At 59.5% G+C, this 14233-nt stretch carries 12 protein-coding genes; 7 read left to right on the top strand and 5 right to left on the bottom strand.

Annotated elements, in window-relative coordinates:
- Window positions 1–123: 123 nt before the first annotated feature.
- From ACA057_RS15225 to ACA057_RS15215, 3 genes are read right to left on the bottom strand one after another with little or no spacing between them, the layout of a single operon-like run.
- Window positions 124–1065 carry a FecR family protein gene (locus ACA057_RS15225; protein WP_497349652.1) on the bottom strand — a complete coding sequence of 314 codons (942 nt, stop codon included), beginning with the start codon at window positions 1063–1065 and terminating at the stop codon, window positions 124–126.
- Window positions 1066–1102: 37 nt separating this feature from the next.
- Entirely contained in the window at window positions 1103–1648 is a 546-nt protein-coding gene (locus tag ACA057_RS15220; protein ID WP_497349650.1) for an RNA polymerase sigma factor, read from the bottom strand.
- Window positions 1645–2367, bottom strand: a complete 723-nt coding sequence (locus tag ACA057_RS15215) for a secretin and TonB N-terminal domain-containing protein (RefSeq protein ID WP_497349648.1) — start codon at window positions 2365–2367, stop codon at window positions 1645–1647. The genes ACA057_RS15220 and ACA057_RS15215 overlap by 4 nt, the downstream gene beginning before the upstream one ends.
- A gap of 151 nt (window positions 2368–2518) precedes the next feature.
- Here ACA057_RS15215 and ACA057_RS15210 point away from each other — a divergent pair, with 151 nt between their 5' ends.
- Complete coding sequence (locus tag ACA057_RS15210; RefSeq protein ID WP_497349646.1) at window positions 2519–2866, top strand: hypothetical protein; 348 nt, start codon at window positions 2519–2521, stop codon at window positions 2864–2866.
- Between the two features lie 132 nt (window positions 2867–2998).
- On the opposite strand, the gene ACA057_RS15205 is transcribed toward ACA057_RS15210, so the two are convergent.
- Window positions 2999–3439: a carboxymuconolactone decarboxylase family protein gene (locus tag ACA057_RS15205; protein WP_059403494.1), complete on the bottom strand. Its 441-nt coding sequence runs from the start codon at window positions 3437–3439 to the stop codon at window positions 2999–3001.
- A 205-nt stretch (window positions 3440–3644) separates the two neighbouring features.
- Here ACA057_RS15205 and pdxR point away from each other — a divergent pair, with 205 nt between their 5' ends.
- From pdxR to ACA057_RS15185, 4 genes are all read left to right on the top strand, one after another.
- Window positions 3645–5078, top strand: coding sequence for a MocR-like pyridoxine biosynthesis transcription factor PdxR (gene pdxR / locus ACA057_RS15200; protein ID WP_497349644.1), 1434 nt, complete (start codon window positions 3645–3647; stop codon window positions 5076–5078).
- 122 nt (window positions 5079–5200) lie between these two features.
- Window positions 5201–5494, top strand: coding sequence for a putative quinol monooxygenase (locus ACA057_RS15195; protein ID WP_497349642.1), 294 nt, complete (start codon window positions 5201–5203; stop codon window positions 5492–5494).
- 189 nt (window positions 5495–5683) lie between these two features.
- Window positions 5684–6103, top strand: coding sequence for a cupin domain-containing protein (locus tag ACA057_RS15190; protein WP_497349640.1), 420 nt, complete (start codon window positions 5684–5686; stop codon window positions 6101–6103).
- 230 nt (window positions 6104–6333) lie between these two features.
- Window positions 6334–7044 carry an ATPase gene (locus ACA057_RS15185; protein WP_497349638.1) on the top strand — a complete coding sequence of 237 codons (711 nt, stop codon included), beginning with the start codon at window positions 6334–6336 and terminating at the stop codon, window positions 7042–7044.
- 187 nt (window positions 7045–7231) lie between these two features.
- Here ACA057_RS15185 and ACA057_RS15180 read toward each other — a convergent pair whose 3' ends face one another.
- Window positions 7232–12124, bottom strand: coding sequence for an NAD-glutamate dehydrogenase (locus tag ACA057_RS15180; RefSeq protein WP_497349636.1), 4893 nt, complete (start codon window positions 12122–12124; stop codon window positions 7232–7234).
- A gap of 504 nt (window positions 12125–12628) precedes the next feature.
- On the opposite strand from ACA057_RS15180, the gene ACA057_RS15175 reads away from it, so the two are divergent.
- Together ACA057_RS15175 and ACA057_RS15170 are read left to right on the top strand one after the other, a co-directional pair.
- Window positions 12629–12982 (top strand): hypothetical protein, encoded by a 354-nt coding sequence (locus ACA057_RS15175; RefSeq protein WP_497349635.1) that lies wholly within the window; start codon window positions 12629–12631, stop codon window positions 12980–12982.
- Window positions 12983–13272: 290 nt separating this feature from the next.
- Window positions 13273–14232: an AAA family ATPase gene (locus ACA057_RS15170; protein ID WP_008150800.1), complete on the top strand. Its 960-nt coding sequence runs from the start codon at window positions 13273–13275 to the stop codon at window positions 14230–14232.
- Window position 14233 lies beyond the last annotated feature (1 nt).

The raw sequence follows: 14233 nt of genomic DNA, 5'->3' as shown, positions 1-14233 counted from the left end.
AGGCAAAAAAAATCGGCAGCGCCCTGTGGGGCGCTGCCGATTGTTATGGCGACCGCGTTATCGTACTTCGCGGGCTTGCTCGCGAAGGCGCCAGTCCAGACAACCCATCGTTCAGGTCTGCGCCTAGCTGAGCACCACCACCCCACCCGGCAACTCAGTGCATTTGGCCCCATACGCATCGCGGATCAACAACGCCACTCCCGCCAGTTGATCCAGGCTGAACCGCGCCTGCACCTTGCGCTTGCCCAACTCGCTGTTGAGCAGCAGCAACAGACCCGGCCGGTAGCGATTGATCTCGTCAATCACCGTCTCCAGCGTGGCATCGTTGAACACCAGCACCTGTTGACGCCAGGCGATCACCGCCGAGGTGTCGACCGCTTGCGGTGTGCCCACTTGCCCAACGTCATAGGTCAATTGCTGGCCTGACTCCAGACGTAAGCTGCGACCTTGAACGTCTACCTGAAACGCACCCTCCAGACAGGTAACACACACGCTCTGGTCGGTGTTGCGCAGATTGAACCGGGCCTGACGGGCACTCAACCACCCCGCTCCGGCCTGAACCTTGAGCGGTTCCTGAGCGCGCGTCAGCACTTCGACTTCGCCGCTGAGTAGCTCCAGCGTCTGGGTGCCATCGACACTGTCACGGCGATTGATACGCGTCTGAGTATTGAGCTCCAGACTCAGTCCGTCCCCCAGATCCACCCGCCGCTGCTCGCCGACTTCCGTAATGTAATCGGCGCCTAGCCCCGAAAAGCCTCCCGGGACGGTGCCGCGAATCAGCAAAAACGCTGCCGACGCCGCAATGGCGCCGCCGAGGAACGCCCGACGACCCATATGACGTGGCGCCTGCAAACGTTCGGCGGCAGGCTGCAACTGTTGCCATAGCCGCTTGTTTTGTTCAAATGCACGCGCATGCTCGGGGCTTTGCTCGCACCACTGGCGCAACGCCCTGGCGTCGGCGACCGTCGCCCGGCCTGAGGTCAAAAGGATCAACCAGTCCTGGGCTTCGCTCTGTAGCCGGTCCTGAGGTTTCGCCTCAGGCGATGAAATACGGAAGATGTTCAAGCGCGGCGATACTCACGGATTAATCTGGACTCTTCTATCAAGACGGTTTTCCCGCGCCGGGACCGAACCGCTGAATGACTTTTCTTTCAAGGCGCGCGGCACAATGGGCCAGAGCGGCTTTGATTTCCTTCTCGACCATCCGTGTCGAAATGCCAAAACGCCGGGAAATTTCCAAATGCGGAGCCTCTTCCAGGCGGGCGGCGACAAAGATCTTGCGCCGACGCTCCGGGAGTTCGTACAGCGCTTTGAGCAGCCTCTGTATTTCCTTCTGCCCGCCCACCACCCGCGCCGGGTCGAGCGCCTCGTCGGAGACTTGCAACAGCTCTTCCACTTCGCTGCCGGTCAGCAGACGGGCATCCGATTGACGCCGATCCGCCGCGATGTTCAGGGCCATGCGATAGAGGTACGCAGTGGGCTGGGCAATGTTCGGTGGCGCTTCCATGCGGTCGACCCGCAGGTAAGTCTCGTGCAGGACGTCGTTTGCCAAATCCTCCGAACCGAGACGACGGCGCAAGCGCGCCTTGAAATCGTCGTAGGACGTCAAGAACAGACTGACCATCGAACTTTGTCCGGTGTCTTTCATCCCCCGGAAACTCCTTCCCATTGTGTGCATTCCATGCGCTTTCCTGACGATTCCGGTAGCAAAAGCAGCGTAACCGGCTGGCCTAGCGAACTGGGCGCCGGACGTTCGATATTGAGGTTGCGTAAACTGTCCACCAGCGCCGAGTCGCGCTGCGCATCACCTGTCGAACTGACCAGACGACTGTGCTGCACCACCCCGTCGCGGCCGATCCACAGTTGCAGTAATGCCCGAAAAGTGCCTGGACGGATCGACGGCGAGCGGCACAGACGGCGCTCGATTGCCGATTGAATCGCCGTCGCGTAACTGCTGCCCGACAGCGGCGTAGCGTTTGCGACCAAACCTTGCGTCGATGGCACCTCGGCGACCTGCGCCACTTGCAACGTGAAAGCATCCGCCCGGGCATACCGCGCCATAAGTCCACTGCCGTCGAGCATCTGACTCAAGGCATCGGCAGCACTCAGACGCCCTTTCACAGCGATCGAGCGACGACCGCGGGTCAACTGGCGATCCACCAACACGGCCATGCCAGTGCCACGACTGAACCGTTCAAGTGCACTAGCCAACTCCTGGGCCGGGATGTCCAGGTCCAACGGTGCACGTAAATCGACCGGGTCGGCCACCGCCGCCGATGACACCAACCAAAACAGCAACGCCAGGCAAGCCTGGTGAACAAAAGTCGATGAAATCTGGCGCGCGTCCCTGGCTCTGCCTCGCTGCACGGCTGACGTATCCCTGAAAACCGTCATCCTGAGGACTGTTTATGACTCTGGTGTGACGGGTGGTGCAAAAAAACCATCACGAGACGTTAAACCGCTTTGCTCTAGACTCACGCCATAGCGCGGCCCGTTCGGGCCGGCCAGGAGGCCTTCAATGAACAATCGGTGGAGTGTTGCAACCGGCGTGCTGCTGTTGAGCGGTCTGACCGCGGTCCAGGCCGCAGAACCGCAGGGTTGCGTCGACGTCACGGTCGGGGGTTACATGGCGCCGGATTACCACTGCTTGAGCCAGCAGATGGGCAGTAGCCCCAAAGGCGCGGCCGCTGCGCAGAAAAATCAACAAGCGATGAACGTGCCGGTGAACAAACGGCCACCCAATCAAGTCGGCCTGGCAACCCCGGCCGCAACCAGCACGCGCATGGGCAATACCTTCGGTACGTCGGTGAAACCCCAGCGACCCGCACCGGCGACCGGGACAACGCCACTGCTCATCCCGAAATGACCCCCTTGTAGGAGCTGGCTTGCCAGCGAAGTACCCCAGCGCACAGCGGCTTTTATGTTGGAACACGTCATCGTTAACGACCTTCGCTGGCAAATCAGCTCCTACAGGGGCCGCGTAGGCAATGTGGCGGGATCACGCACTCGGGGTTTGGCGGAAACTGACCGCCAGGCGGTTCCAGCTGTTGATGGTGGTGACGGCGATGGTCAGGTCGACCATCTCGCCTTCGTTGAACTGTTCCCGGGCCAGCGCGTAGACGTCGTCCGGTACATGGTTTTCAGAGAGCAAGGTGACCGCTTCGGTCCACGCCAGCGCCGCGCGTTCCCGAGGGTTGAAGAAGCCGCTGTCGCGCCAGACCACAATCGAATACAACCGACGGTCCGTCTCGCCGAGTCGCCTCGCATCCACCGAGTGCATGTCGGTGCAAAAAGCGCAGCCATTGAGCTGCGAGGCACGGATCTTGATCAGGTGCAGCAACGCTGGCTCGATGCTGAGATTGCTGGTCAAGGCCTCCATGGCAATCATGGCTTTCATCGCCTTGGGCGATGCGCTGTAGTAATCCAGACGGGGGTTCATGGGGCAACCTGATTGATCGGACGTGTACGTCCAAGGTAGACGCTGATGCACGGGCGTTACAGATCCAATTCAGCGAAAAACCGCTGCACCATTCAGGCAGCAGACCAATCCTCGGTTTTTCGCCCACGCAACTATTGCGCAGCAACTCATGCGGGTAATCTGGCGCGACGCACACGCGCCCAATTGCCCCAGGAGCCACGCCGGTATGGAACTTCATGTTGTCATCAACGGCCGCAAGGACCTGGCAGGCCAGTTGTACAACCAACTGCGCAGTGCCATCGAATCCGGCCGACTGGCAGCCGGGACGCAATTGCCGCCCAGTCGTCTGCTGGCGGAACAACTAGGCATTTCGCGCAAGACCATTTCCGACACCTATGCCCAACTGACCTACGAGAACTTCCTCACCGGGGTGATCGGCAAAGGCACCTTCGTTAACGCCCGGGCGGCGAAAATCACCTGCAAACAGAGCCATTCCGAGCTGGCGAGTTTTGACGTCATCGAGTCATGGCGCACCCTGCCGGTGTTCCTTCGTCATCCGACCCTGGAAGGCTCGTTGCGGTATGACTTCATTGGCGGCGCCACCAGCAAGGGCCAGTTTCCCCAGGATGACTGGCGGCGCTGCACCTCGCACGCGTTGCGCCAGATCGCCGGTTCCAAGGGCTTCTACAGCTTGCCGGAGGGCCTGCCGGCATTGCGCAATGCGATCGCCCGGCATATCGCGTTTTCACGCGGGGTCAATTGCCAGGACGAAGACGTGGTGGTGTGCAACGGCGCCCAGCAGGCGCTGGACCTGATCTCCCGGGTGCTGACCCGACCGGGCAGCCTCGTCGCCATGGAAGACCCCGGTTACCCGCCGGCACGCTTGTTGTTCGGCAGCCACGGCGCCACAGTGATCGGGGTGCCGGTGGATGCCGAGGGCATTCAGGTGGACAAGATCCCCAATGGCACGCGGCTGATTTACGTCACCCCGTCCCACCAGTTTCCGCTGGGCATGCCGATGAGCCAGGAACGTCGGGTTGCGCTGCTCGCCAGGGCCCATGAACTGGGCGCGATCATCATCGAGGATGATTACGACAGCGAATTCCGCTACGAAGGCCGGCCCACCGATTCGCTGCAAAGCATGGACGAACGCGGGATCGTCGCCTACGTCGGGACCTTCTCGAAAACCCTGCTGCCGGAACTGCGACTCGGCTATGCGATCCTGCCGCCGGCGATTCTCGAAGCGGTGATCCGCGCCAAGCAGCTCACCGACCTGCACACCTCTACCCTGCCCCAATGGGCGCTGGCCAAGTTCATCGCCGAAGGCTGCCTGCTCAAGCACATCCGGCGCTGCCACACGATCTATGCCGGGCGCCGGGAGCGAATTCTGGCACGTATGGCGGGCGATCTTTCACCGTGGCTTGAAGCCGTGCCCACCACGGCCGGATTCCACATGGTGGTTATGTGCAAAATGCCTATCGATATTCCATTGGTGATCGAACTGGCGAAAAAGGTCGAAGTCGGGGTCTATTCCATCGACAGTTTTTTCTACCAGCAAGCGCCAAGGGACGGGCTTTTCCTCGGTTTTGGCGCCATCGAAACCCTCGACATCGACATTGCCCTGGATCGCCTGCGGGACATTTTGCAGCAGGTGGCGTGAGGATTGGTCTGCTTTTTTATCCTCTGATTGGCTATTGGCGGTCCACAGGTGCAGGCCTATCCTGCATAGGCGTAATCCCTCAATGAGCAGGATTCGTCCAGCCTGATTCAGGAGTGTGAGCAATGTCCAACGAAGTGATCAATACCGTAAAGGTGCAGGCCGCCGCCGGCCGCTCGGATGAGCTGGGTAAGCAACTGCAAAAGATTGTCGAAACCCTGCGCGAACTACCGGGCTGCGATTCCTATATGGTCGACCGCTGCCCCGAGGACGGCAACCGCTGGACAGTCAGCGCCCGCTGGCAATCGGAAGCGGCCATGCAGATGCATTTCAATTGCCCTGAAGTCCAAGGCTTCATTGGCCTGATCGACAGTCGGCTGGCCAACAGCGTCGACTTCAACAGCTTTCCTATCGTTTAAGATTAGGTCGCAGTCTTCGGCTACTCCTACAGGGCAATGGGTACCCCTGTAGAAGGCGTCGGAGGCTGCGATCTTCTGCATTCAAAGCACCTGATTGGTCACCTCGGCTTCTCGAAAATTGGAGGTTTGCCCAGCCACCGGCGCGAACTATCGTGGTCCCTGACGACTAATCCACGCAGGTGATGAACCATGAACCCAGTCCGTTTGTTTGCAGCCCCGCTCGCCGCCCTGGCCTTGACCGTTTCCGCCTCGGCATTTGCCCATGAAACCGGTGCCCCTTCGGAAAAAGTCACGGTGTTGCAGGACCAGATGCTGAAAAACGCGCCCGGTAAAAAAGCGCTGATGATCGAAGTCGATTACAAACCCGGCCAGTCGTCCATCGCGCACAAGCACGAAGGCACGGCCATGGCCTACGTCCTTTCGGGATCGATCATTTCTCAAGTGAAGGGTGAAAAGGCGATCACCTACAAGACGGGTGAATACTGGTACGAGCCTGCGGGATCGGAGCATCTGGTGTCGAAAAACGCCAGCGCTACCCAACCGGCCAAGTTGCTGGTGTTCATGGTGTTGTCGCCGGATGAAAAAGTGTTGATCCCCTTGGAAAACTGATGGCTGTTACGCCAGCTATAAATAATCAGGCTCGAATCATCGATTCGGGCCTTTTTATGTCTCAGGGCAATTAGCCAAAGTTGTTTAAACCAAACAAAACTATTGGTCACCTGATAAGGGCGGACATTGGCTGTTTCATTAAGCCGTTCCCGGTTTAGTCTGGAGTAACTGCCGTCACACTGGCGGCCACCCAAACTTCAAACTTAATGTTGTTTCACGGGAGAAACACCATGAAACTTGCGCTTGTCAGTACGTTAACGTTGGCTGCTCTTTTAACCGGCTGTTCGGTTCCTACGGCACCTTCAGCGGTCTCTTCGCTGGACGGTATCTTTACCCAACCGGTGGGACGCAGCAGTGCCACGAGCGTCTCCAACGGCAGCACTGTTTCACTGGGCATCGTCTACAGCCGCAACACCCAGACCAACCGCGCCTACCTTCAGGATTACCAGGCCAACGCCGGCACCGGTTTCGGCCAGAGCCTGCTGGTGCAATCGATCCACGATGCCTACGTAGCCACCTCCAAACCCGATTTGGCAGTGGACTGGGTCAAGGCTTCGTTGCAACGCCAATTTGGCTCGGTGACGGTGTATCCGGACATGCAAAGCCTTCGGGCGGCAAAACCGGACGTGGTGGCAATCGTCGACAGCCGCAGTCAATTGATGACATCACGCAGTTCGGACATTAAGGCTGATGTCAGTGCGGGCTTTTATGATTCGAACTTGAACTACATCGGCACCGCACAAGGGCGTGATACGAAGGCGCTGAGTCCTGTATGGGCCGACTATAAGCGCACTGAAGAGATCGTCGCGGATATTAACGAACAACAGAATGTGCAAGTCAGGGCGCTGCAGAAGTTTGACCAGTCGCTCAGTAATTTATTGACTAGGCCGACAGATAAAGTGTCGATGATAGATAGTAATACTGGGCGGGAGTTGTATTGATTGTAATGACCCCTTCGCGGGCAAGCCTCGCTCCTACAGAGGTTGTGTTGGTCATAAAACATGCACACGACACAAAACCTGCAGGAGCGAGGCTTGTCCGCGAAGACATCCGACCAAACACCACAAAACCGCCAGGCAAAAAAAACCCCGCATCTCTCAATGCGGGGCTTTTTCATTCAACAGTTGATCAGGCAGCCGGTTCCAGCTCGGCGCTGACTGTCGGCGTGACAGGCACTATCGCTTGCCCGCTCAACGCCAGGTCCAGCAGTTCACGGTTGGCCACTGCATACATGGCGTAGTCCGTACCGCTGGCGGCACGGATTTCCACCAGCATCGCGCGCCAGCGTTCGATCATGCCGTCGTGCTGCGCCATCCACAGCGCCAGGCGTGTTTCCACGTCCTGAGTGCCGTCGCCCTGTTGCAGGACGGAGATGGTGATCGCACGTTGCTGCCAGTCGACGTCATCACGGAACGCTTCACGAGCCAAGGCTTGCCAGTTGTTTTCAACCGGCAGAGCGCTGATCTGTTGCAGGTACCAGGTGATGTCCAGCGCGCTGCCCACGGCGAAGTAGGCCTTGGCCACATCCGCAGGGTCCTGGCCGGTCACGTCGGCAGCCTCGATGATCGGCAGCAGGGTGTACAGGTGCGTCGTGCCAGCCACCATGCGCGCGAGCAACTCTGGCACACCGGCGGCGACGTACGCCTGATAGCGCGACTGCCAGTTCTCGCGGATCTCGCCACTGAGCAGTTCGTCGAGCTTGAGGCCCAACTCCTTCAGGTGCGGACCGAAGTGTGCGACGTCACGGGCAGCGTTCTGCTCGTTGCGGCGGGCACGCAGGAACCAGCGTGTCGCGCGACGACCCAAGCGCATCAGCTCGTCCATCAGCTCCAGTTGCACGTCAGCGGACACCTGGTAATCCAAGGTTTCAATCTGACGGAACCAATGCGGGAGATGGAAGATGTCACGCACGATCACGTAGGCGCCTGCCACGTTCGCCGGGCTCATGCCGGTCGACTCTTTGAGTCGTTGAACGAAGGTGATGCCCATGTGGTTGACCAGGTCGTTGGCGATCTGGGTGCTGACGATCTCGCGCTTCAGACGGTGACGGCGCATGGCGTCGGAGAACTTGCTCACCAGGCTCGGTGGGAAAGCGGTTTCCATGTCGCGGGTCAGGTAGTCGTCGTCCGGCACCAGGGAGTTGAGCAGCGCTTCCTTGAGGTCGATCTTGCTGTAGGAGATCAGCACCGACAGCTCGGCACGGGTCAGGCCATGGCCTTCCGCGATTCGCTCGTTGATCGCTTCTTCCGACGGCAGGAACTCGATGGCGCGATCCAGCTTGCCGCGGCCTTCCAGATCGTTCATCAGACGCTTGTATTCGGCAATCCGCGGCAAGGCACGACGAGCGGCCAGGGACAATGCCTGAGTCTGCTTGTAGTTGTTGCCCAGCACCAGACCACCGACTTCGTCGGTCATGCTCGCCAGCAACTGATTGCGTTGCTTGTCGGTCATGTCACCGGCCTGAACCACTTCGTTCAGCAGGATCTTGATGTTCACTTCGTGGTCGGAGCAGTCCACGCCACCGGCGTTGTCGATGAAGTCGGTGTTGGAACCGCCGCCATTGAGACCGAATTCGACACGACCCAATTGGGTCATGCCGAGGTTACCGCCCTCGCCCACGACTTTGCAGCGCAGTTCGTTACCGTTGACGCGCAGTGCATCGTTGGCCTTGTCGCCGACATCGGCGTGGCTTTCGGTGCTGGCCTTGACGTACGTACCGATACCGCCGTTCCACAACAGGTCTACCGGGGCCTTGAGCAAGGCATTGAGCAGTTCGGTCGGGGTCAGCTTGTCGGCCGTGATGTCGAAGCGCGCTTGCATCTGCGGGGAAATCGCGATGCTTTTCGCGCTACGGGAGAAGATCCCGCCACCTTCGGACATGATGCTGGTGTCGTAATCCGACCAGGCCGAACGCGGCAGGTCGAACAGTCGCTGACGCTCGGCGAAGCTGTTGGCCGGCTCCGGGTTCGGGTCGATGAAGATGTGCAGGTGGTTGAACGCGGCGACCAGTTGCAGTTTGTCGGACATCAACAAACCGTTACCGAACACGTCACCGGCCATGTCGCCGACGCCCACTACAGTGATGCTGTCTTCCTGGACATTGATGCCGCGTTCGCGGAAGTGACGTTGTACGCCGACCCACGCGCCCTTGGCGGTAATGCCCATTTTCTTGTGGTCGTAACCGGCCGAGCCACCGGAGGCGAATGCGTCGCCGAGCCAGAAGCCGTAGTCGATGGCGATACCGTTGGCGATGTCGGAGAAGGTCGCAGTGCCTTTATCCGCTGCAACGACCAGGTACGGGTCATCGTCGTCATGACGCACGACGTTGGTCGGTGGAACCAGCGCACCGTCTTTCAGGTTGTCGGTGATGTCCAACAGGCCGGAGATGAAGATGCGGTAGCAGGCGATGCCCTCAGCCGCGATCTCGTCACGGCTGCCGCCCAGTGGCAAGCGACGTGGCAGGAAACCGCCCTTGGCGCCGACCGGTACGATGACCGAGTTCTTCACTTGCTGGGCTTTAACCAGGCCCAGGACTTCGGTGCGGTAGTCTTCTTCACGGTCGGACCAGCGCAGACCGCCACGAGCGACGTTGCCGAAGCGCAGGTGCACGCCTTCGACGCGCGGCGAGTAAACGAAGATTTCGAACTTCGGTACGGGCTTCGGCAGCTCTGGAATCTGGTGCGGGTTGAACTTGAAGCTGAAGTAGGACTTGTTCTGACCGTTGGCGTCGGTCTGGTAGAAGTTGGTCCGCAGGGTCGCTTTGATCAGGTCGAGGTAGCGACGCAAGATACGGTCTTCGTTGAGCACCTGGACGTCGTCCAGAGCGTTCAGAATCGCGTGTTCCAGACGCTGCTCAAGGTCGTCGCTGCTTAGCTTGCGCGCCAGGTAGAAACGGGTTTTGAACAACCGGGTCAACTCGCGAGCGATGTCGGTGTGGTTGTTCAGGGTGCTGGCGATGTAACCGAGGTCGAAGCCCAGGCGGATCTGCTTCATGTAGCGAGCGTAAGCACGCAGCAGCGCTACGTCGCGCCATGGCAGGCCGGCGGTCAGCACCAGACGGTTGAACGCATCGTTCTCGGCATCGCCGCGCACGATGTGGACGAACGCGTCCTGCAAGGTGTCGTTGAGCTGCTGGATGTCGAGTTCCAGGCCTTCGGCAGCGGTGAACGCAAAGTCGTGAATCCAGAACTCGCGGCCTTTGTTGTGACGCAGGCGATACGGGAACTCACCCAGCACGCGCAGGCCGAGGTTTTCCAGGATCGGCAGCACGTCGGACAACGCCAGCGGCGTATCGGCGTGGTACAGCTTGCAGTGCAGTTCGCGCTGGCCGGAAACCTGACCCAATGGCTGATAGAAGCTCATCACCAGTGGATTTTTTTCGTTCAGGCTCAGCAGGTGCTGCATGTCGACCACAGCCGAATGGGCTGCGAAACGCTCGCGGTACCCGGCCGGGAAGCCTTTCGGGAAGTCGGCCAGCACGTTGGTGCCGTGGGCTTCGCCGAAGCTTTCAACCACCAGGCTCGCGTAATCGTCCTGCCAACTGCGGCAGGCTTGCACCACTTCTTTTTCCAGCAGAACCGGGTCGATATCGAGTCGGTTCTTCGGATCGACGCGCAGAATCAGTTGCACGCGGGCCAGCACGGACTCGGAGAAGAAGGTCCAGAACTCGCAGTCCGAGGCTTTCAGGCGATCCATCAGCACTTGCTGGATCTTCTGGCGCACTTCGGTGGAGTAGATGTCGCGCGGCACGTAGGCCAGGCAATAGCAGAAACGGCCGTACGGGTCTTTGCGCAGGAACACGCGAATCTTGTTGCGTTCCTGGATCTGCACGATCGACATCACGGTGCTGAACAGTTCGTCGACCGGGGTCTGGAACAGGTCATCGCGCGGCAGCACTTCGACCACCTGCGCCAATTCCTTGCCCAGGTGAGCCTTGGCCTGGAAGCCGGAACGGCGTTCGATTTCCTCGACCTTGCGACGGATGTACGGGATGACCCGCACGCTCTCGCCATACACCGAGGAGGTGTACAGGCCCATGAAACGGCATTCCTTGATGACGTTGCCGTCGGCATCGATTTCACGGATCGACACGTAGTCCGGGTAAGCCGGACGGTGTACACGGCTTGGGTGCGCCGCCTTGGCGAACGACAACAGGGTCGGTTCGCGCAGGTAGTTCACGGCGTAGTCTTCGATGCGCAGGTCATCGTAAGTCAGGCCGGTACGCAGCAATTTGGTCAGGCCGAGGAACGAGTTCTGGTCATAGACGATGTGACCGCCGTCAGCTTCATCGCGGACCACGAATTCTTCATAGCCGAGGAAGGTGAAGTGGTTGCCCACCAGCCATTCCAGGAAGCTTTTGATTTCGGCTTTTTCTTCTGGATCAACCTTGAACTGGCTGTTGTCCAGGCCGGTCAGGAGTTCCTGGACCTTGGCTTTCATCGGCTCGAAATCGGCAACCGCGACGCGGACTTCACCGAGAACCTGCTCCAGCTCTTTGCTCAGCACGTTCAATTCGGCCGAATTGGCGCAACGGTCGATTTCCAGGTACATCAACGATTCTTGCAGAACGTCGTCGCCCTGGGTGCCTTTCGGCAGGATTTCCAGCAGCTCGCCCTTGCTGCCGCGACGCACGCTCAGCACAGTGGTTTGCAGGGTATGAATGCTGTAGCCGCGACGGTTCAGCTCGGTACGCACCGAGTCCACCAGGAACGGCAGGTCGTGGTGCAATACTTCGACCGCGGTGTGGGTCGACTGCCAGCCGTGACGTTCGTAATCGGGGTTGTAGACGCGCACTTGCGGTTGCGCGTGATCGAAGCGCTCAAGCAGGCGCCACGCAGAAAGGGTGCAGCCGGCGAGGTCGGACAACCGACGCTGGGTCAGCTCGTCCAGGGAAATGATGCCGAAAAATTGTTCAGCGAACAGCGCCACTTGTGGCAGTGCCTGTTCACTGATGTGCTGCGCCAGTGCCGCTTGCAGTTGGTGCTGGAAGTCGGCTTTGCTGGCTGCGGTGAAGAACGCCATCTGTGGTACTCCGCTTGGGCTTGTTATTGATGGAAGCGTCGCGTGCAAAACCCCTTTCGGGGCGTTCCGTCACCCAGTTCCTGATTCTCGGGCAGAGGAAACAGGGTGACAGGTGGGTGAAGCTGGACGAGACACTCAGGTCACATTCACCTTCCATGAATGGGCATCTGCAAAAACGACTCTGCGATCAATTGCACAATGTCTTTACAGGTATCCATTCGATGCGCAGCTTAACCAGTGCGGCAAGGCCCGTGCTTGCGGTGCTGCGACATATTCGGTCATCGGTACGCAGCTCTCGGCCAATGCCTCGAACAACACTAGCAGCCGTACAGGAAATCGGGCGTTTTATGCCCGGATTTACGGCACATTCGTACCAGAAGTGACCAGTAACACTCCCAGTGTTCACGACACATCCTCTGACACTCAGCCAAGCAGAAATTCCCGAGGACTGGCAGAATTGGCCTTTGTTCGTCTTCACAACGCTCGCCGAGCCAGGAATTCCCCATGCAAATGACCACCTCCCTCTTGATCGTCAACCCGTGCGACGACGAAGAAGACAACATGGCAATGCTCGCCTGCCACAGCGACCAGGGCGATATGTTCCTGATGACTCGCTATCCCGACGAAGACGAACTGGAAATCACCCTAGACGGCGAGCCTTCGACGCTGGACGGAGTGAAAGTCACCCTCAGCCCTACCCGCTTGCTGATCGAAATCGCGGCTGCCGATGCTGATGCACTGAATGGGGATGATTCGCTGGAAATCATTCACAGCACCGATGAAAGCGATCTGGCCGAGGTGGAAGAGACGTTGCAGAACATTCTCAAGGGGACCGGGACCTATATCAGCGAGCTTTGATGGTGTCTGGGCCGGCCTCTTCGCGGGCAAGCCCGCTCCCACAGGGTTCTGCTGCGTTGCTCAGATTGCAAGCCCGGCTCCGATACTGTGGGAGCGGGCTTGCCCGCGATGGCGCCCGCAAGAACACCACCCACCTGCCTCCCTGCAAATTTAAGGCTGTTTCGCCAATCGATTCCCGCACTTTGCACAAAATGCCGTTAGTCGCCGCCCCCCGCGATAGATTAAAGTAACGCCCCCAGCCCTGGCGTTATTCGAACGTCTTCGGTCACCCTTTCCAGGAACAGTCATCGATGGAACATCGTGAAGCGCTGCTAGCGCTGCGAACCTTTCTTTCAACGCAGATTCTCGGCCAGGAAAAACTCATCGAGCGCTTGCTCATCGCCCTGCTTGCCGACGGCCACATGTTGGTCGAGGGCGCTCCCGGCCTGGCCAAGACCAAGGCCATCAAAGAACTCGCCGAAGGCATCGAAGCCCAGTTCCACCGTATCCAGTTCACCCCTGACCTGCTGCCGGCCGACATCACCGGCACCGAGATCTATCGCCCGGAAACCGGCAGTTTCGTGTTCCAGCAAGGTCCGATCTTCCACAACCTGGTGCTGGCGGACGAAATCAACCGCGCCCCGGCCAAGGTGCAGTCGGCGCTGCTTGAAGCCATGGGCGAGCGTCAGGTCAGTGTCGGACGCAGCACCTATGAGCTGTCGCCGTTGTTCCTGGTGATGGCCACGCAAAACCCGATCGAGCAGGAAGGCACTTACCCGCTGCCCGAAGCGCAGCTCGACCGCTTCCTGATGCACGTAAAAATCGGGTTCCCGGACGCCGCTGTCGAGCGCCGCATCCTGCAACAGGCCCGTGGCGAAGCCTTGAACGGCGAAACCAAGCCCGAGCGCCGCGTCAGCCAGCAGGCTATTTTCGCTGCGCGCAAGGAAATCCTCGGTCTGTATATGGCCGACGCCGTGGAGGAATACCTCGTGCAACTGGTCATGGCCACGCGCACTCCGGCCAAGTTCGACCCGGAGATGGCCGAGTGGATCGCCTACGGCGCCAGCCCGCGTGGTTCGATTGCCCTCGACCGCTGCGCCCGCGCCCACGCCTGGCTCGCCGGTCGCGACTTCGTCAGCCCGGAAGATATTCAAGCCGTGCTGTTCGACGTCCTGCGTCACCGCATCATTCTTTCCTTTGAAGCCGAAGCCGCCGGGATTGACCAGGACCGGGTGGTCCAGCGGATTCTCGACGTCGTAGCCGTCGCTTGAC

It is taken from the genome of Pseudomonas sp. LBUM1661 (genome assembly GCF_059695925.1).
The sequence above is the reverse complement of the archived record's forward strand: the minus strand, read 5'-3'. Positions and strand labels throughout refer to the sequence as shown.

Excerpts from the sequence above, each read along its gene's own strand:
- ACA057_RS15220 (WP_497349650.1), bottom strand. The coding sequence starts at position 1,648 with ATGAAAGACACCGGACAAAGTTCGATGGTCAGTCTGTTCTTGACGTCC.
- ACA057_RS15210 (WP_497349646.1), top strand. The coding sequence starts at position 2,519 with ATGAACAATCGGTGGAGTGTTGCAACCGGCGTGCTGCTGTTGAGCGGT.
- ACA057_RS15205 (WP_059403494.1), bottom strand. The coding sequence starts at position 3,439 with ATGAACCCCCGTCTGGATTACTACAGCGCATCGCCCAAGGCGATGAAA.
- pdxR (WP_497349644.1), top strand. The coding sequence starts at position 3,645 with ATGGAACTTCATGTTGTCATCAACGGCCGCAAGGACCTGGCAGGCCAG.
- ACA057_RS15195 (WP_497349642.1), top strand. The coding sequence starts at position 5,201 with ATGTCCAACGAAGTGATCAATACCGTAAAGGTGCAGGCCGCCGCCGGC.
- ACA057_RS15190 (WP_497349640.1), top strand. The coding sequence starts at position 5,684 with ATGAACCCAGTCCGTTTGTTTGCAGCCCCGCTCGCCGCCCTGGCCTTG.
- ACA057_RS15185 (WP_497349638.1), top strand. The coding sequence starts at position 6,334 with ATGAAACTTGCGCTTGTCAGTACGTTAACGTTGGCTGCTCTTTTAACC.
- ACA057_RS15180 (WP_497349636.1), bottom strand. The coding sequence starts at position 12,124 with ATGGCGTTCTTCACCGCAGCCAGCAAAGCCGACTTCCAGCACCAACTG.
- ACA057_RS15175 (WP_497349635.1), top strand. The coding sequence starts at position 12,629 with ATGCAAATGACCACCTCCCTCTTGATCGTCAACCCGTGCGACGACGAA.
- ACA057_RS15170 (WP_008150800.1), top strand. The coding sequence starts at position 13,273 with ATGGAACATCGTGAAGCGCTGCTAGCGCTGCGAACCTTTCTTTCAACG.